This is a genomic window from Rhizobium sp. CB2179, assembly GCF_057653455.1.
Window position 1 is genome coordinate 4,630,671 of sequence record NZ_CM172781.1, and the last position, 17,402, is coordinate 4,648,072.

Genomic DNA, 17,402 nt, shown 5'->3' on the forward strand with positions numbered 1-17,402 from the left:
TTGGCGGATGAACGATAACGGGCCTGTGCGCTACAAGGTGGCGGAAGCCGCGCGGCTGGCGGGCGTGTCGGCCTCGACGCTGCGCCTCTGGGAAAGCCAGGGTCTGGTGGTTCCCGGCCGTTCCGAAACCGGCCATCGGCAATACAGCGCCGACGATGTGGCGCGGTTGAAGCGCATCTCCTGGTATCGTGTCGAGCGCGGGCTCAATCCCGCGGCAATCCGCGAGGCGTTGGAGAGCGAGGAACCTTCCGCCGATGGCGCCGAGGCAAGCCAGGATACCGGCCTCGGCCGCAAGCTGCGCAGCCTGCGGCATGCGAGCGGCAAGACGCTCGATCAGGTGGCCGGCGACATCGGCGTCACCTCGTCGACGCTCTCGACGCTGGAGCGCACCTCGCAGGGCGTCAGCTTCAAGACGCTGCATGATCTCGCCGAATATTACGGCACCACCGTCTCCCGCCTCTCCGGTGAGGAAAGCGGGGAGGTATCGGCGCATGTGCGCGCCGGCGAATGGCGCGCCTGGCCGGAAACGACGCCGGGTGTCGCGGTGCAGCTCCTCGCCGAAGGTCGCCGGATGATGGATTGCCATCGTTTCGTGTTGGCGCCGGGTGCTGCCAGCGAGGGCGCCTATCGCCACGAGGGCGAGGAATTCATGCATGTTATGTCCGGCCGGCTCGAACTGGTGCTCGACGGCGATCAGTTCTTCGATCTCGGCCCCGGCGATTCACTCTATTTCGAAAGCCGCCGCGACCATTCCTGGCGCAATCGCCATGATGGCGAAACCGTGCTTCTCTGGATCAACACGCCGCCGACATTCTGAACGGCTAACACGATGCGGAGACTAAATTAGGTAGAGCGTCCTTTGTGCGTCCAAGAGTACGCACGGCGCTCCAGCGGCAGGAAAGCGGTTTCGCACTCTGCGCCTTTGCGCTATAGCGCTGCTGCATAATTCCTGAAATCGGAATCGATTTAAGGATAAAATTATGCAGCCATTCAAAGTCCTGCAGCGTCCTTTGCGGCTCTCGAAAAGACGCGCAGCGCTGTAGGGAATGCATTCGAACGAAAGACAGTCTCATGGCAGCGACCATACGTTATCACGAAGGCGATATTTCCGCGGCCGATGCCGCCCGCTACACCGGCGCGATTGCAATCGACACCGAAACGCTCGGCCTTGTGCCGCGCCGCGATCGGCTCTGCGTCGTCCAGCTTTCGCCGGGTGACGGCACCGCCGATATCATCCGGATCGCCGCCGGTCAGAAAGAGGCGCCCAATCTCGTCGCCCTGCTCGAAGACCCCACCCATCAGAAGATCTTTCATTACGGCCGCTTCGATATTGCCGTGCTCTTCCATACCTTCGGTGTCACGACGACCCGGGTTTTCTGCACCAAGATCGCCTCCCGCCTGATCCGGACGTATACGGATCGCCACGGCCTCAAGGATAATCTCAAGGAGATGCTCGACGTCGACGTCTCCAAGGCGCAGCAATCTTCCGATTGGGCGGCCGAGACGCTGTCCCCGGCCCAGCTCGAATATGCCGCCTCCGACGTGCTTTATCTGCATGCGTTGCGCGATAAGCTGACGGAACGGCTGATCCGCGACGGCCGCTACGATCATGCGACGGCCTGCTTTGAATTCCTGCCGACCCGCGCCAAGCTCGACCTGCTCGGCTGGGAAGAGGCCGATATATTCGCTCATAGCTGAGCGAATTGCCTTCATTCTGCGCTTGTTAATAGCCGTGCGGCAGGCTTGCCCGCGGCCGTTAGCGATTCGTTAACGCCTGTTTATTAATATTCCTGTTAATTTTTATGCATTTCGATGACGCCGGAACTGCGTCATGCGGACAGGAGGATCTGCTGGGATGCAAGGGGACCGGATGAGCGCGGTCCTTTTCTAGAGCCTGCTTTCATCGTCACTTTACGAAAGGAGCATGCCATGTTGACTCCCGTTCGTGCAGCGTCCAATGCAAGCTTTTCGTCCCAGGGTCAGACAGCGGCGATCGTCGCCAGTGGTCTCGGCCAATCGGTGATTGCCCCCGCGCCTGTCAACGCCGTCGAAGCCGCCGACCTCAATTCCGCCATTGCCGGCAAGCTCAATATTCTGCTTCTTGCGGCGCGCGAACGCATGGTCGAAGCCCTTTTCGATGTCATCGACGCGGCAGGCCACTCGCTCTCGCTGGATCGTGGCGAGGACGAGAGCAATCTTGCCTTCGCCTCTCGGCTCGCCGATGCCATCCGGCAGCTGCCGGCCGCCAGGATCGACGAGGTTGAGCGCCAGCTCACCGAGCAGGGGCATAGCGTGCCGCTCCGGACGATCGCCGAGGCTCTGAAGAACCCGACAGGCCCTGAAGCCGCCCGCATAGTCGCCTATCTGGAGATCGTCCGCTACAAGGATCGCGATCTCGCCGCCCGCGCCGTCGTCCGCTCCTATGGCCAGAACGATGCATCGCCGATGCGCGCCGAAGCTCGCCCCGAGATCCGGCTGCCCGAGATAAGACTGCATGAGGACAGGCTGCCTGCCGCCATGCGTCAGTCGGCTGACACGACGCCCGCGTCAGCCGATTCGCTGATCGAGGCCGCAGCTTTGGCGACGACCGAGGAAGCGGTCATCGCCGAAGCCGCGGAAGCTGCCGATCCCGAAGCGCCGAAGGCTGAGAACCGGGCTCAATCCGCCCCGGCGACGGCAAGAGAGATCGCCCCGGAAAAATCTGCGCCGCAGGAGATCGAAGCCGGGCAACCGCTGCCGATGGAAGCCGCAGCGGCCGACGATACGCAGGCAACGCCGGAGCCGGCTGCCATCCAAACCAGCGCGATGTCGGAAAAGGTTGATCCTGTCATTCCCAGGAACTGGGCAGGAATTGTCGCCTCCATGACCGAAGAAGTCTCCGAGATGATCGCCACCATCATCCGCGAGCAGGACATCGAAACCGTGCTGGAGGATGTTCCCGTCGAGGCGGCAGTGGAGATCGACACTATCCTCGACGACGCCGTCATCAGCGATGCGACCGAGACCTTGACCAGGCAGCCGGTCGAATTCACCGCACCCGATCCCCGCCAATCAGCAGCACTCCGCCCACCGCAGATGGATGAGGCCGCGGCGGCGGCAGCCCGTCAGCCGAAAGAAATCTCCGCGCAACCGCAGATGATGCCGATACCCGAGACGGCCGAGGCTTCCTATCTGCCGCTGGCGGCAAGGATGCCGGAGGGATTTGCCTACAGCCAGCTGCCCTACCAATTCGCCAAGGATACACCGTCGAACGAGAAGGCAGGCGAAACGCACCACCAGCATCAGCACCAGCGCGACGATGGGTCCGAGGATCAGCAACAGGCACAGTCCGGTGGCGAGGATGCCGAGCCCGATGCCGAAACGACCGATGCGGCACCCGAGCGCAGGACGCCGAGGATGATTGATGCCGAACCGTCGGCTTATCAGCCAGGCCGCCCGGACGATGACCCGGTCTACGCGCTCTATCAGCGCATGGTCGGCTGGGAATAACATTCTCATCGCCTAAAAATGAAGAACCCGCCGGATCGCTCCGGCGGGTTCTTCAATTCAAAGGCGGATGCGAGGCTTATTCGCCGCCGCGGTTCTTCAGGGCTGCGCCCAGGATGTCGCCGAGCGAAGCGCCACTGTCGGACGAACCGAATTGGGCAACGGCTTCCTTCTCTTCCGCAATCTCCAGAGCCTTGATGGACAGCATGATCTTGCGGTCCTTCTTGGAGAAGTTGGTGACGCGGGCGTCGAACACCTGGCCGACCGAGAAGCGCTCAGGACGCTGCTCGTCGCGGTCGCGGGCGAGGTCGGCGCGACGGATGAAGGAAGTGATGTCCTCGTGGTTGACGAGCTTCACTTCGACGCCGCCGTCGTTGACCGCGATCACTTCGCAGGAAACGACTGCATTCTTGCGCAGGTCGCCAGAAGCAGCGGCGTCGCCGACTGCATCCTTGCCGAGCTGCTTGATGCCGAGCGAGATGCGTTCCTTCTCGACATCGACGTCGAGAACGACGGCCTTGACGACGTCACCCTTGTTGAACTCCTCGATGACCTGTTCGCCTGGACGGTTCCAGTCGAGGTCGGAGAGGTGCACCATGCCGTCGACATCGCCGTCGAGGCCGATGAACAGGCCAAATTCGGTCTTGTTCTTGACTTCGCCTTCGACTTCAGTGCCGGCCGGATGGCTGCGGGCGAATGCTGCCCACGGGTTTTCCAGCGTCTGCTTGAGGCCGAGCGAGATACGGCGCTTGGACGGATCGACTTCGAGAACGACGACTTCGACTTCCTGGCTCGTGGACAGGATCTTGCCGGGGTGAACGTTCTTCTTGGTCCAGGACATTTCCGAGATGTGGATCAGGCCTTCGATGCCCGGCTCCAGCTCGACGAATGCACCGTAATCGGTGATGTTCGTGACGGTACCGGAAATCTTCTTGCCTTCCGGATACTTGGCCTGGATGCCATCCCACGGATCGCTCTCGAGCTGCTTCATGCCGAGCGAGATACGGTGGGTTTCCTGGTTGATGCGGATGATCTGAACCTTGACCTGCTGGCCGATGTTCAGGATTTCCGACGGATGGTTCACACGGCGCCATGCCATGTCGGTGACGTGCAGCAGGCCGTCGATGCCGCCGAGGTCAACGAACGCACCGTAATCGGTGATGTTCTTGACGACGCCGTCAACAACCTGGCCTTCTTCGAGGTTCTGAACGATTTCAGAACGCTGCTCGGCACGGGATTCTTCCAGAACCGTACGGCGCGAAACCACGATGTTGCCGCGGCGCTTGTCCATCTTGAGGATTTCGAAGGGCTGCGGGTTGTGCATCAGCGGGGTCACGTCGCGGATCGGGCGAATATCGACCTGAGAACGCGGCAGGAAGGCGATCGCACCGTCGAGGTCGACCGTGAAGCCGCCCTTGACCTGGTTGAAGATCACGCCTTCGACGCGCTCGCCAGCTTCGAACTTGGCTTCGAGCTTGACCCAGCTTTCTTCGCGGCGAGCCTTCTCGCGCGACAGAACGGCTTCGCCAAGCGCGTTTTCGATGCGCTCGACATAAACTTCGACTTCGTCGCCGACCTTCAACAGGCCGTCCTTGGCGCGCGCGCCGAATTCCTTGAGCGCGATGCGGCCTTCAACCTTCAGGCCGACGTCGACAACGGCGACGTCCTTCTCGATGCCCGTGACGATGCCCTTGGTGACATAGCCTTCGGCCAGGTCGTTCTTGGCAAAGGACTCTTCGAGAAGAGCCGCGAAATCCTCGCGGGAGGGGGTAGCTACTGACATAAAATCTCCTGCGTGTCCTGAAACGGAAGCGGACACGTATGCGCCGGTTGGTTTGCGTTGAACGGGCCTGAACCCAGTCCGCCCTCTCTGACGAAGGCAATCCGGCGCTTGGACGGAATTTCAGGCTTGCTGTATTAGAAGCGATCCATGCTCAGAGCACGCAAAATCGCTTGAATTTAGGCATTTCGGCTCAAGACCGCATCGATGATCGATTGAGCAGCTTGAAACGCGGCCTCTATACTCATTTCCGACGTATCAAGCAAGTGCACATCATCAGCTGGTTTCAAAGGGCTGTCGGCCCGTCCCATGTCGCGTTCGTCGCGCCGCTTGACGTCCTCGAAGATCGCATCGAAATCCACAGTCAGGCCTTTGCCGAGGATCTCGTCATAACGGCGTCTTGCGCGGACTTCCGGCGACGCCGTCACATAGAATTTCACCGCCGCATTCGGGCAGACGACCGTGCCGATATCGCGCCCATCGAGCACCGTTCCCGGCGCTTTCGTCGAAAACCGTCGCTGCGCCTCGACCAGCGCCCGGCGCACCGCCGGCATGACGGCAATCTTCGAGGCGGCTTCGCCGATCTCATGTTTGGAAAGTATATCGCGATCCAATCCGGCGAGTTCAACCTCTCTTGCGATCTTTTCCGCCACCGCCTCGTCGTCGAGAGGCAGGCCGGCATCGAGCAGCGCCTTGGCTGTGGCGCGATAGGTCAGGCCGGTATCAAGATGGTGATATCCGTAGCGCTCTGCGATGAGGCGCGAGAGAGTGCCCTTGCCCGCCGCCGCCGGGCCATCGATGGCGATGGTGAAGGTCTCGTTCGTCATACGATCAATCCTGCGGCAGCGCCGAAACGGCGAATGAGTTTGTCTTCGCGGATTGCCGCGGCCGGTAGATCATTCCGGCACCTCCGCGATCTTCGCTCCAAGGCCGGTCATCAGCTGCATGAATTCCGGAAAACTGGTCGCGATCATCGCCGCGTCGTCGATCGTGACAGGATGCTCCGAGGCAAGCCCCATGACAAGGAAACTCATGGCGATGCGATGGTCGAGATGTGTGCTGACCCTGCCGTCGGCAGCATTGCCGAGGCCCTTGCCGTCTGGCCGGCCGCGCACGATGAGAAAATCCTCGCCTTCGTCGCAGTCGACGCCATTGAGTTTGAGGCCATCGGCGACGGCGGAAAGACGGTCGGACTCCTTGACGCGCAGTTCCTCCAGCCCCTTCATGATAGTCGCGCCCTCGGCGAAACAGGCAGCGACGGCGAGGATAGGATATTCATCGATCATCGACGGCGCACGTTCTTCGGGAACGGTGACGCCCTTGAGTTCGGAGTGGCGCACGCGCAGATCCGCCACGTCCTCGCCGCCGGCAAGACGCGCATTCGCCACCTCGATATCGGCCCCCATCTCCTGCAGCGTCAGGATCAGCCCGGTGCGGGTCGGGTTCATCAGCACGTTGACGATGGTGATGTCGGAGCCGGGAACAAGCAGCGCCGCAACCAGCGGGAAGGCGGTGGAGGAGGGGTCGCCCGGAACGTCGATCACCTGGCCCGCCAGCTTGCCGCGCCCTTCGAGCCGGATTGTGCGCACACCCTCGCTATCGGTCTCGACGGAAAGGGCAGCACCAAAACCCTGCAGCATCTTTTCGGTATGGTCGCGCGTCATCACCGGCTCGATGACCGTGGTGATACCCGGCGTATTGAGGCCGGCAAGCAGCACGGCCGATTTCACCTGGGCGGATGCCATCGGCACCCGATAGCGGATCGGGCTCGGCGTTCCCGGGCCTCTGAGCGTCACCGGCAGCCTGTCGCCCTCGGAGGCGCTGACCTGCACGCCCATTTCGCGCAGTGGATTGAGCACGCGGCCCATCGGCCGTTTCGAAAGCGAGGCGTCGCCTGTGAAGGTGGAGCGAAAATCGTAGGTGCCGACGAGGCCCATGGTCAGACGTACGCCGGTGCCGGCATTGCCGAAGTCGAGCGGCGCGTCAGGCGCAAGCAGTGCACCGTTGCCGGTGCCCTCGATCACCCATTGCGCGCCATCCTTGCGAATTCGGGCGCCCATCGCCTGCATCGCCCGGCCGGTATTGATCACGTCCTCGCCTTCGAGCAGGCCGGTGATCCGGGTTTCGCCGGAGGCGAGTCCGCCGAACATGAAGGAACGATGCGAGATCGACTTGTCGCCCGGAATACGGACGCTGCCCGTAAGGCCGGCGGATTTGCGGGCGGTGGCGGGCTTTGGCGCGGAGCCGTTCAGCATGGCGCAATCCTTTGCAAATGCAGTCTATTTTTGCCGCGAGACAGGCTTGGCCGGTCGCAATTCCCGTCCGCTTCTGCAGCTGTTGCGGCTCGTTAACATAAACGCGCCGGGCGGTCATCCGTCGGCTTGCCAAAAACCCGGCGCCCGGCTCGCAAAGTTTGGCTTTGACATGGGAAGCCACAGCGATTAAGGGGACCGGCTTATAAATTCCGATGGAACGCCGGCTTGATCGGCATTTGCCGAATCTTGCATTCGGTCATTCACACGAGGCTTATAGTGGCGAAAGCGGAACTTGGAACCAAGCGTACCGATCCGGAAACCGGCAAGAAGTTTTATGATCTGAACCGGGATCCGATCGTCTCTCCTTATACCGGCAAGTCCTATCCTCTGTCCTTCTTCGAAGAAACCTCGGCGATCGCCGAAGTTGCCGAGGAAGAGGAGGTCGCGGAAGTCGATACTGAAAACACCGAAGTCGAACTGGTTTCGCTGGAAGATGCCGATGACGCCGCCAGCGGTGACGACATCCCCGATATCGGCGATGACGATGTCGAAATCGAAGGCGACGACGACGACGATACCTTCCTCACACCCGACGAAGATGACGATGATGACGACATGAGCGACATCATCGGCGTGACCGGCGACGACGACGAAGTCTGAGACCGCATTTCGGCCCGGCGAGGAAAAAATTCTCCGGGCCAGATTTTTTAGGCTTGCTATCTCCGGAATCCGGAAGTAATAAGCCGCCACTCCGAAGGGCACGCCTTGAGGAGTATCCCAGGACCGGCCCCGAGCCGGACCACCTTAATGGGGCTATAGCTCAGCTGGGAGAGCGCTTGCATGGCATGCAAGAGGTCAGCGGTTCGATCCCGCTTAGCTCCACCACGCTTCGCCCTTACGGGCTTCGCGTGGCGCAGCCGCGAGAAACCGTTAGGCCGAAGCAGTGCCCGGCATAGCCCGAAGGGCGACGACGGGCTGAAACGCTGATGTGGTACGTCTATATTCTCCGCAGCGTCGATTTTCCCGATCAGGAATACACCGGGTCTACCGCAGATCTGAAACAACGATTTGCGGCACACAATGCCGGAAAATCCGCCCACACTGCCAAATTCGCACCATGGAATTTGCTCTGGTATTGCGCCTTTCCCGACAAACTCAAAGCCCTTGAATTCGAAACATATCTGAAATCGCATTCCGGCAGGGCTTTTGCCAGCAAGAGATTGGTCCAGCCGAATCCGGACCCGGGTGGCCCTCGCCAATTGGAAGACTGATTCCCATTAAGTGCCGCCTACCGCCGTGCAAACTGTTGCGCAACGCCGACCACTGGGTCCACGCGCAAGCCGCTTGGCGATCGAAAGATGCATCGCTGCAGGCCCCAAGTGAGAATTCACCGGCAATAAGAAAATATCGAAGGCGGCTGTTTCGGGCAAACAGTCAAAATTAGAATATTTTGTCTATTGATTTGATGGATTATAGCGTTCCATAGCCCTGTCGATTTTAACAATAAGATTTTCGAACGTCCGGCGAATGCGTCGTTGGGCGCATGTGACTTGCCGTCTTCTTCCAAGATCAGCCAGGAGATATCCATGAGCAATCCAGTTCTCGTCAATCAGATCATTCCCGAGTCCGATGTCGTGCCGCTGACCGGCCGCGTCGGAGCCGAAATCAGGGGTATTCGCCTCGGCGGAGACCTTTCCGACGCGACGGTCGCAGCCATCAACCAGCTTCTCCTGAAACACAAAGTCATCTTTTTCCGCGATCAGGACCATCTTGGCGATTCCGAACAGGAATCGTTCGCGCGCCGCCTGGGCGACCTTGTGCCTCATCCAACTCAGGGTCCGGTGGCCGGCACGGCTTCCATCCTCAATCTCGATTCCAGCCGCGGAGGCGGCAGGGCGGACCAGTGGCACACCGACGTCACCTTCGTGGATGCCTATCCCAAATTCTCGGTCCTTCGCGGCGTCGTCATTCCGGCGGCTGGAGGTGATACGATCTGGTCCAACACCCATGCCGCATACGAAAGTCTGCCAGCATCGCTCAAATTGCTGGCGGACAATTTGTGGGCCATTCACAGCAATGCCTATGACTACGCAGCCGTGCGCCCTCGCGCCACCGCTGACGAGAAGAAGCATTTCGAGGAAGTTTTCACGTCGACCATCTACGAGACCGAGCATCCAGTCGTGCGTGTCCATCCCGAAACCGGCGAAAGATCGCTGCTGCTCGGCAATTTCGTTCAGCGTCTCGTCGGCTTGTCGAAGAGCGACTCCGCAAAACTCTACGAGGTGTTCCAGTCCTATGTTACCGCGCCGGAAAATACCGTGCGCTGGCACTGGAGAGCCGGTGACGTCGCAATCTGGGATAATCGCGCGACCCAGCACTACGCTGTCAACGACTACGGCGACCAGCACCGGGTCGTGCGCCGCGCCACCGTTGACGGCGACGTCCCCGTCAGCGTCGACGGCCGCCGCAGCGTAACAACCCACGTCAAGGTCGCCAAGCCGAAAGCAAAGGCCGCGTGAGCGCGGCTGGACTAGGGAGCAACCATGAAGCTTGATATAGCGCGGCGCTTTCCGCGCTACTCGATCGGCGAACGCGCGTCATAAAGGGCGAACTGAGCACGGTCACATTTCCAGGCATGCTGGTTGTGAACGCGCCCGCGACACGACGACCAGGGGTGCGCCGGTACGGCCCAGATGGCGAGCGCTCAGTTCGCTTCAAGCAATTTCCTGATACACCAAGGAGAAATTCGAAGAGGAGAACACCCATGGTTAGTCAACCCGTTACCACCCGCATCGTCCTTGCATCGCGCCCATCCGGAAAGCCGGTGGCTGCGAATTTCCGGCTCGAGCGGGAGACGGTTCGGGATCTCGCCGAGGGCGAGGTTCTTCTCAAGACGCTTTATCTTTCCCTTGACCCCTACATGCGGGGCCGCATGGACGATGCCAAGTCCTATGCCAAGCCGGTCGAAATTGGCGGTGTGATGGAAGGGGGCACGGTTGCGCAGGTCGCGCACAGCCGCAACACGGCGTTCAAGGCGGGGGATATCGTCCTCTCGCATTCCGGCTGGCAGAGCTATGCGATTTCCGATGGTGCGGGCTTGCAGAAGCTCGATCCGGAAACCGCACCGATCACGACAGCACTCGGCATTCTTGGAATGCCGGGCTTTACGGCCTATGCCGGGCTTCGCAATATTGGCAAACCCAAAGCCGGCGAAACACTTGTGGTCGCGGCAGCGAGCGGTGCGGTTGGCTCGGCAGTTGGGCAGATGGCAAAGATTTACGGTGCGCGTGTTATCGGAATCGCAGGCGGGGCCAAGAAATGTGACCACTTACGCCAAGAGCTCGGCTTCGATGTCGCGATAGACCATCATTCGAGCGATTTTCCGGCACAACTCGCAGCCGCCTGTCCGAACGGAATCGATGTCTATTTCGAGAATGTTGGTGGCCACGTCTGGAGCGCGGTGTTTCCATTGCTGAACGACTTCGCGCGGATACCGGTCTGTGGCCTCATCGCGCATTACAACGAAGGATCCTCTGTCTCGAACGGAGGTGATCAGCTTCCTGCGGTGATGCGTGCCATCCTGCGGAAAAGCCTCACCATACGAGGCTTCATACAGCGCGAATTTGCCGACCAGCGTCCCGACTTCTCCCATCAGGCCGGAGCGTGGATCTCGGAAGGGCGGCTCAAGTACAAGGAAGATCTCGTTGACGGCCTTGAAAACGCTCCCGAGGCTTTCCTTGGCCTTCTGGAAGGGAAAAATTTCGGAAAGCTGATCGTGCGCGTCGCGCCCCGAACATAGCCTCGGCGTTCTCTATTTCGCGGCGCAGTTCTTTTTGCTCACGGTCGGAACAGAACAAAAAAGCGAATCCCGAAGAAGCCGACACCGGAGCACATATATTCTATCAAAAATATAGAGACACTTTAATTTGGTCTCGTCTTATTCCGGAGGGTATGATGAAGATCACAAGGCGAGCTTTCACTGCAGTGGTGGCAGGTGCCATCGCGACACCTTTGACCCACGTTCGGCTGGCCGGCGCCGCTGACAAGGTCGTGCGTATCGGCTACCAGAAATATGGAACGTTGGTGCTTCTCAAGGGCAAAGGCACGCTGGAGAAGAAACTGGAACCCATCGGCTACACCGTTGAATGGACCGAGTTTCCGGGCGGTCCTCAACTGCTCGAGGCCCTGAACGCTGGTGCTGTCGATTTCGGATCGACCGGCGAAACGCCGCCGATCTTCGCCCAGGCCGCAAACGCTCCGCTTGTCTATATCGCACACGAGCCGCCCGCCCCGCGCGGAGAAGCCATACTGGTCCCGAAGGACAGCCCCATAAAGTCCGTCGCGGAACTGAAAGGCAAGAAGGTCGCCTTCAACAAGGGCTCGAACGTGCATTACCTGCTCGTCAAGGCGCTCGAAGAAGCCGGCTTGACCTATGAGGACGTCGAATCATCCTTCCTCGCTCCGGCCGACGGCCGCGCAGCCTTCGAAAAGGGCGCGGTCGATGCTTGGGTCATCTGGGATCCCTTCCAGGCCGCGGCGGAAGTCGCGGTCGAAGCGCGAGAACTCAGAAACGGCGAAGGCATCGTCCCCAATCACCAGTTCTATCTCGGCACCAAGTCGCTGGTCGACGGTCACGCCGAGGCGATCAATGTCTTGATCGACGCCATTTCCGAGATCGACGAATGGACCAAGTCCGACACCGCGGCTGCGGCTGCGGAGCTCTCACCATCGGTCGGCATCCCCGAACCTGTCCTCGTCAAGGCGCTCGAGCGCCAGTCCTACGGGGTCAAGAGCCTGGACGACACCGTCGTCGCGCAGCAGCAGAGCATCGCCGACACCTTTTTCAAACTGAAGCTCATTCCCAAGGAGGTGACGATTGCCGACGTTGTCCGCAAGGGCAAAGCGTAGTGCTCCTCTTCCCACCGACGTCTGCATGCCGGACGTCGCGACGTCCGCCTGCAGAAGGTAGCTAGCATGACGGTTCCACTGGTCAGCTTGAGCAATCTGTCGACGGAGCCATCCCCTTCGCCTCAGGTTGCCGCGATATGGGAGGCTCTTTGCGCGGAGGCCGTCAATGCTTCGGCCAAGGATGCAGCACTCACGCGCGCCATGAATTCCGCGGTGCTTTATCATGCGAGTTTCGCCCAGGCGCTCGCTCAGCGGGTCGCGATCAAACTGGCCAATCACGATCTCGACCATGAAGAGCTGCTGGCGGTGATTGCCCAGGCGTTCGTCGGTAATCGCAATATTGTCGCCGATGCCGCCGCCGACCTGACCGCGATCAAGGAACGCGATCCATCGAACACGGAAATCCTGACGCCATTCCTGTATTTCAAAGGCTTTGTGGCGTTGCAGGGACAACGGGTCGCCCACTGGCTTTGGCATCATGATCGCCTCCATTTGGCGCGCCACATCCAGAGCCGAATTTCTGAAGTTTTCGGCGTCGACATTCATCCCGCCGCAAAGATGGGCAGGAGCATCATGCTTGATCATGGAAGCGGCCTGGTCATCGGCGAGACTGCGGTCGTCGAAGACGACGTCTCCATCCTCCAGAATGTTACATTGGGAGGGACGGGCAAGGAAACCGGCGACCGGCACCCCAAGGTACGGCGCGGCGCTCTAATCGGAGCAGGGGCAAAGATTCTCGGCAATATCGAAATTGGCGTCGGCGCCAAGGTGGGTGCAGGCAGCGTGGTCATCAATAGTGTTGCAGCCTACACATCGGTCGCCGGCATTCCGGCGAGGCAGGTGGGCAAGCGCCACTTCAACCTTCCGGGCATCACGATGGACCAGACCTTGTCTGAACCTGAGTATACGATCTAAGGCCTGGGGTAGGCTTGTCTGGGCAAGGTTGGCGTGACGAGTGACTTGAAATCGCGCCGCCCTACATCACCTCCGGCAGGCCGCTCTCAAAGCCCGCCGGCGCGCCTCTCACCTCACATCTCGACGATAACAGCCGTCACCCGCTTTACCACCGGCAGCATCAATAGCAGGACGGGAAAGGCGATCGCCCAGGAGAGCGCCCAAGCGGAGGGCCACATGGCAAGGGCAGGGGCGGTCAGGCCCTGTGCTCTGACGATGCTGATCGCCGAGACGACTGATGTCATCAGCAGCGAGAGGATGAGCGGCATGACGATCGTATTGTAACGTTTGGGGAGTTTGCCTTTGGGCATTTTGATCTCCGTAAGGTGCCGATCAGACAATTGCGCAGCGCCGATCGGCGGGTTGCGCGTTGATTGACGTAAACGCTTACGGAGCTTCGATCTGAAGCAACGCTGTTTCTATGGCCGAAAATGTGTTGCCGTTCAAGTCCGCCCCCATCCGCTTCCGATCGCCTTTGCCAATTCCTCAATGAGAGGATGTATGTTCGTTGCTGGAATCTCAGCGATTCGGCTCCAGGACCCTCAGCCAATGACCAGATCAAGACGCCGCCGCATCATCCGGACCCGACGAACCCTGACCGGGCTCGCCCTGGTCGGCTCGATCTCGTTTCTGGCTGGCATGACCGATGCGACTGGTCTTCTGCTGACCGGCGACTTTGTCTCCTTCATGACGGGGAACACGACGCGGGCCGCACTGGCCTTGAGTGAGGGCAATCTTTATCACGCGGCTGTCCTGATCTCCGCCATCGTCGTTTTCGTGCTCGGCAATGCGGCTGGCGTCGTCATCTCCCATGTCTCCGAGCGCCGGATCTTTGTGGTGCTCGGCTGCGTCGGGCTGGTTCTGGCGCTCGCCTCGATGATGACGGTGCAGAACATGCTGTTCGCGCGGTTCTACATGATCGTCTTTTCCATGGGCATGGTGAACGCTGCCGTCGAGCATATCGAAGGCCTGCCGATCGGCCTGACCTATGTGACCGGCGCCCTGTCGCGCTTCGGCCGCGGCATCGGCCGCTGGATCATCGGCGATCGTCGTGTCGAATGGACGATCCAGATCGTGCCCTGGGGCGGCATGGTGCTCGGCGCGATCGCCGGCGCCGTCCTGACGCGGCTGACCGGTGCGCACGCGCTGTGGCTGGTCTCCCTCTTCGCCATGCTGCTTGCACTTGCCGCCATGCTCATCCCGCGGCCGCTTCAGCGCCGCTTCAATCAGAAGGTTGCACCGAGCGGATCGGCCATCACGCGCGAAATAAAACCGTCGCATTCCTGTTACCGTCGAATCGGATAGGAAGGATCGCCGCCAATCCTCAAGGAGTGGGTTTTGTTCCTGATTTCGAAGCTTGTCTGGATTTTCGCTCAGCCGCTGTCGCTGGCATTCTTCCTCGTCTTCTTTGCCCTGCTTGCCGGCCTTCTGCGCTGGCGTATCTTAAGTATCCTCGGCGCAATGGGTTCAGCCCTTATCCTCTTCGTCACGCTCTACACCACGGCCGGCAACCTGCTGATGCAGGGTCTCGAGCAGCGCTTCGCAAAGCCCGCCGCCGATCCAGAAAACCTGCAATGCATGATCGTGCTCGGCGGCGCCTTCGAAAACGAGGTCAACACGGCACGCCACGGCATAGAATTCAATGGTGGAGCTGATCGCTTCGTCGAAGCCTTGCGGCTCGCGCAGAAATTTCCGCAGTCGCGCATTCTGGTGTCGGGCGGCGACGGCTCCATTTCGGGCGTCTATGAAGGCGATGCGGCGGCATCCGAGCGTTTCTTCCCGCTCTTCGGCGTTGGCAGGGATCGACTGATCGAGGAGAGGCAATCGCGCACGACCTTCGAAAACGCCGTCAACACCAAGGAATTCCTGGCAAGCCAGGGGCTTTCCAATTGCCTGCTGATCACATCGGGTTTTCACATGCCGCGCTCCGTCGGCATCTTCCGCAAGCTCGGCATCGATATCGTGCCCTGGCCGACCGATTATCGCACCGACGGCCAGGTGAGGCTCGGGCTCGATTTCACTCAGCCGAACCTCAATGCGCAGAACATAGCGACGGCGATCCGCGAATGGTACGGCCTGGTCGGCTATTATCTCGCCGGCCGCACGTCGGAGCTTTATCCGAGCTGAGATTTACTTCTTCGAGATGGTGACGAATTTCGTGCCGCGGACACGCGCCGTCACGATGCAGGGATCACCTTCGGTGCGGTCGCAGAAACGCGGATGCATCTTCATCGCCAGCACCATGTTGCCGAAGCGCTGGACGAAATCGTAGCCGTAGATCTGTGCGGTCGCGATCATGAAATAACCGCCTTCGGCAACCTGCAGGTAGAAATTATAGGTACAGCCGTCGTCATTGCATTGCGGCCCCTTCTGGCCGTCGCAGGTCAGTTGGCCCTCGTTGACCACGGCGTCGATCAGGCCGTCATTGTTGATGTCCTGCCGGATGATGAAGCCGTCGGCAAATTCAGCCGTCTTGCACTGCTCCTGGAAATGTTTCTTCTCGTAGATCTCAGGATCGGAAATCAACGATTGCTGACTGAGGGCGACAGCCGGCATGGCAAGCAGCAGGACGATATTCAGAACGGCGAGCACCAGCGTTTTCACGGCTTTCCTCTTTTGGATAAAGGCTCTGCAGCCTAATGCACGTCGCCCTAAACTGCGCAGCGGTTTTTGGGCGACGACATGCATTAAATCAAAGACTTCAGCTTTATGGCCGCGCCGCCTTGCGCCGCCCTTGCCGCCGTGATTGATTCCGCAAAACTTCTGCCGGTTCCGGGGTTCGCATGTCTCTACTCGTCTATCTCGATTATGCCGGCATTGCGCTATTTGCCGCGACAGGCGCGCTCGCCGCCTCGCGTAAGCAGCTGGACCTGATCGGTTTTTTGTTTTTTGCCATGGTGACGGGAACGGGCGGCGGCACCGTACGCGATATCGTGCTCGGCCGCGTGCCGGTCTTCTGGGTGCTGAACCCCGCCTATATCCTCGTCTGCTGCATCATGGGCGTCATCGTTTTCTTCACCGCCCACCTGCTGGAATCGCGCTATCGGCTGCTGATCTGGCTGGATGCGATCGGCCTTGCCGCCTATTGCGTGATCGGCGCCGCCAAGGGCCTCGCCGCCACCGGTTCGCCGACCATCGCGATCGTCACCGGCACGCTGACGGCGACCTTCGGCGGTATATTGCGCGATCTGATGGCAAACGAGCCTTCGGTGTTGTTGAGGCCGGAAATCTACGTGACCGCAGCCCTCATCGGCGCCGGCGTGTTCACGGCCGCGAATGGGCTCGGAATGCAGCTCTATCTGGCGTCTGCCTGCGGCGTCGTGGCGGCCTTTGCGGTGCGCGGTGGAGCCCTGTGGTTCGGCTGGACCTTCCCGACTTACCGGCACAAGCCCGGCCGGCATCCCGACGATGTCATGTGAAGCCTAATGCATGTCGCCCAAAAGTGCGCAGCGCGACGCGCTTTAGAAGCGTCGTCAGCCCTGCTTCGCTCGCAGGCGGATCACCACGTCGACATGGGCTATCTCCATGCCTTCAGGCGGTTCCGGCAGATTGGCGATCGTCAGGTTGCTGACGGGAATGTCGAGCACCTCGTTCTCGCCTTCGACGAAGAAATGGTGATGGTCGGATATATTGGTGTCGAAATAGGTCTTGGCGCTCTCGACGGCGAGAACCCGGATGAGACCGGCTTCGGTGAATTGGTGCAGCGTGTTGTAGACGGTTGCCAAGGACACCGGCACGCCGGCGGCAACCGCCTCCTCATGCAGTTCCTCGACGGTCAAATGCCGATCGCCCTTGGCAAACAGGAGGTCGCCGAGCGCGACACGCTGGCGGGTGGGGCGCAGGCCTGCACCGCGCAGCCTTACCTCTATTGCGATCGGGAGTGCACCCGTCATCAAAACCAACTCCGGTTATTCTGGCATAAAGCAATCATGTTTCTTTAAGGGGTATAACTTTTGCATCGGAGCCTTTCAATAGTTCAATGGGGACAGGAGCCTGATAAACGCGGCAAAAACGGGCTT

General features: G+C 60.3%; 18 protein-coding genes and 1 tRNA gene. 13 read left to right on the forward strand and 6 right to left on the reverse strand.

The features are described 5' to 3' along the window. Positions 1-7 precede the first annotated feature (7 nt). The 3 genes from AC244Q_RS22640 to AC244Q_RS22650 all read left to right on the forward strand — a co-directional run bounded on the left by AC244Q_RS22640 (position 8) and on the right by AC244Q_RS22650 (position 3,489). Positions 8-817 (forward strand): MerR family transcriptional regulator, encoded by an 810-nt coding sequence (locus tag AC244Q_RS22640; RefSeq protein ID WP_113546625.1) that lies wholly within the window; start codon positions 8-10, stop codon positions 815-817. Between the two features lie 254 nt (positions 818-1,071). Then, on the forward strand, positions 1,072-1,698 hold the full coding sequence (locus tag AC244Q_RS22645; protein WP_017995638.1) for a ribonuclease D: 627 nt from the start codon (positions 1,072-1,074) through the stop codon (positions 1,696-1,698). Positions 1,699-1,929: 231 nt separating this feature from the next. Then, entirely contained in the window at positions 1,930-3,489 is a 1,560-nt protein-coding gene (locus AC244Q_RS22650; protein WP_113546624.1) for a hypothetical protein, read from the forward strand. Positions 3,490-3,565: 76 nt separating this feature from the next. Here AC244Q_RS22650 and rpsA read toward each other — a convergent pair whose 3' ends face one another. The 3 genes from rpsA to aroA all read right to left on the reverse strand — a co-directional run bounded on the left by rpsA (position 3,566) and on the right by aroA (position 7,521). After that, entirely contained in the window at positions 3,566-5,269 is a 1,704-nt protein-coding gene (gene rpsA / locus AC244Q_RS22655; protein ID WP_003544285.1) for a 30S ribosomal protein S1, read from the reverse strand. Between the two features lie 176 nt (positions 5,270-5,445). Beyond that, positions 5,446-6,093, reverse strand: a complete 648-nt coding sequence (gene cmk, locus AC244Q_RS22660) for a (d)CMP kinase (RefSeq protein WP_113546623.1) — start codon at positions 6,091-6,093, stop codon at positions 5,446-5,448. A gap of 69 nt (positions 6,094-6,162) precedes the next feature. Continuing rightward, positions 6,163-7,521: a 3-phosphoshikimate 1-carboxyvinyltransferase gene (gene aroA / locus AC244Q_RS22665; protein WP_128405682.1), complete on the reverse strand. Its 1,359-nt coding sequence runs from the start codon at positions 7,519-7,521 to the stop codon at positions 6,163-6,165. Between the two features lie 276 nt (positions 7,522-7,797). On the opposite strand from aroA, the gene AC244Q_RS22670 reads away from it, so the two are divergent. From AC244Q_RS22670 to cysE, 7 genes are all read left to right on the forward strand, one after another. Further along, positions 7,798-8,181: a TIGR02300 family protein gene (locus AC244Q_RS22670; RefSeq protein WP_012759632.1), complete on the forward strand. Its 384-nt coding sequence runs from the start codon at positions 7,798-7,800 to the stop codon at positions 8,179-8,181. Between the two features lie 149 nt (positions 8,182-8,330). Continuing rightward, a tRNA-Ala gene (locus AC244Q_RS22675) sits at positions 8,331-8,406 on the forward strand. A 101-nt stretch (positions 8,407-8,507) separates the two neighbouring features. After that, on the forward strand, positions 8,508-8,792 hold the full coding sequence (locus AC244Q_RS22680; RefSeq protein WP_113546621.1) for a GIY-YIG nuclease family protein: 285 nt from the start codon (positions 8,508-8,510) through the stop codon (positions 8,790-8,792). Between the two features lie 315 nt (positions 8,793-9,107). Continuing rightward, positions 9,108-10,040 carry a TauD/TfdA dioxygenase family protein gene (locus tag AC244Q_RS22685; RefSeq protein WP_128405683.1) on the forward strand — a complete coding sequence of 311 codons (933 nt, stop codon included), beginning with the start codon at positions 9,108-9,110 and terminating at the stop codon, positions 10,038-10,040. 245 nt (positions 10,041-10,285) lie between these two features. Next, the gene (locus AC244Q_RS22690) at positions 10,286-11,320 is read left to right on the forward strand and encodes an NADP-dependent oxidoreductase (protein ID WP_113546619.1); all 1,035 of its coding nucleotides are present in this window, start codon (positions 10,286-10,288) and stop codon (positions 11,318-11,320) included. A gap of 155 nt (positions 11,321-11,475) precedes the next feature. Then, the gene (locus AC244Q_RS22695) at positions 11,476-12,429 is read left to right on the forward strand and encodes a sulfonate ABC transporter substrate-binding protein (protein WP_113546618.1); all 954 of its coding nucleotides are present in this window, start codon (positions 11,476-11,478) and stop codon (positions 12,427-12,429) included. Between the two features lie 66 nt (positions 12,430-12,495). Beyond that, on the forward strand, positions 12,496-13,344 hold the full coding sequence (gene cysE, locus AC244Q_RS22700) for a serine O-acetyltransferase (protein ID WP_113546617.1): 849 nt from the start codon (positions 12,496-12,498) through the stop codon (positions 13,342-13,344). A 113-nt stretch (positions 13,345-13,457) separates the two neighbouring features. On the opposite strand, the gene AC244Q_RS22705 is transcribed toward cysE, so the two are convergent. Continuing rightward, positions 13,458-13,694: a DUF2798 domain-containing protein gene (locus AC244Q_RS22705; RefSeq protein WP_012759639.1), complete on the reverse strand. Its 237-nt coding sequence runs from the start codon at positions 13,692-13,694 to the stop codon at positions 13,458-13,460. A 238-nt stretch (positions 13,695-13,932) separates the two neighbouring features. Here AC244Q_RS22705 and AC244Q_RS22710 point away from each other — a divergent pair, with 238 nt between their 5' ends. Continuing rightward, positions 13,933-14,688 carry a YoaK family protein gene (locus tag AC244Q_RS22710; RefSeq protein WP_113546640.1) on the forward strand — a complete coding sequence of 252 codons (756 nt, stop codon included), beginning with the start codon at positions 13,933-13,935 and terminating at the stop codon, positions 14,686-14,688. A gap of 33 nt (positions 14,689-14,721) precedes the next feature. Next, positions 14,722-15,510, forward strand: coding sequence for a YdcF family protein (locus AC244Q_RS22715; RefSeq protein WP_113546616.1), 789 nt, complete (start codon positions 14,722-14,724; stop codon positions 15,508-15,510). A 3-nt stretch (positions 15,511-15,513) separates the two neighbouring features. Here AC244Q_RS22715 and AC244Q_RS22720 read toward each other — a convergent pair whose 3' ends face one another. Next, positions 15,514-15,987, reverse strand: a complete 474-nt coding sequence (locus tag AC244Q_RS22720) for a hypothetical protein (protein ID WP_003544300.1) — start codon at positions 15,985-15,987, stop codon at positions 15,514-15,516. Positions 15,988-16,166: 179 nt separating this feature from the next. On the opposite strand from AC244Q_RS22720, the gene AC244Q_RS22725 reads away from it, so the two are divergent. Then, positions 16,167-16,802, forward strand: a complete 636-nt coding sequence (locus AC244Q_RS22725) for a trimeric intracellular cation channel family protein (protein ID WP_113546615.1) — start codon at positions 16,167-16,169, stop codon at positions 16,800-16,802. A gap of 54 nt (positions 16,803-16,856) precedes the next feature. On the opposite strand, the gene irrA is transcribed toward AC244Q_RS22725, so the two are convergent. Then, entirely contained in the window at positions 16,857-17,276 is a 420-nt protein-coding gene (gene irrA / locus AC244Q_RS22730) for an iron response transcriptional regulator IrrA (protein ID WP_012759643.1), read from the reverse strand. Between the last annotated feature and the right edge of the window lie 126 nt (positions 17,277-17,402).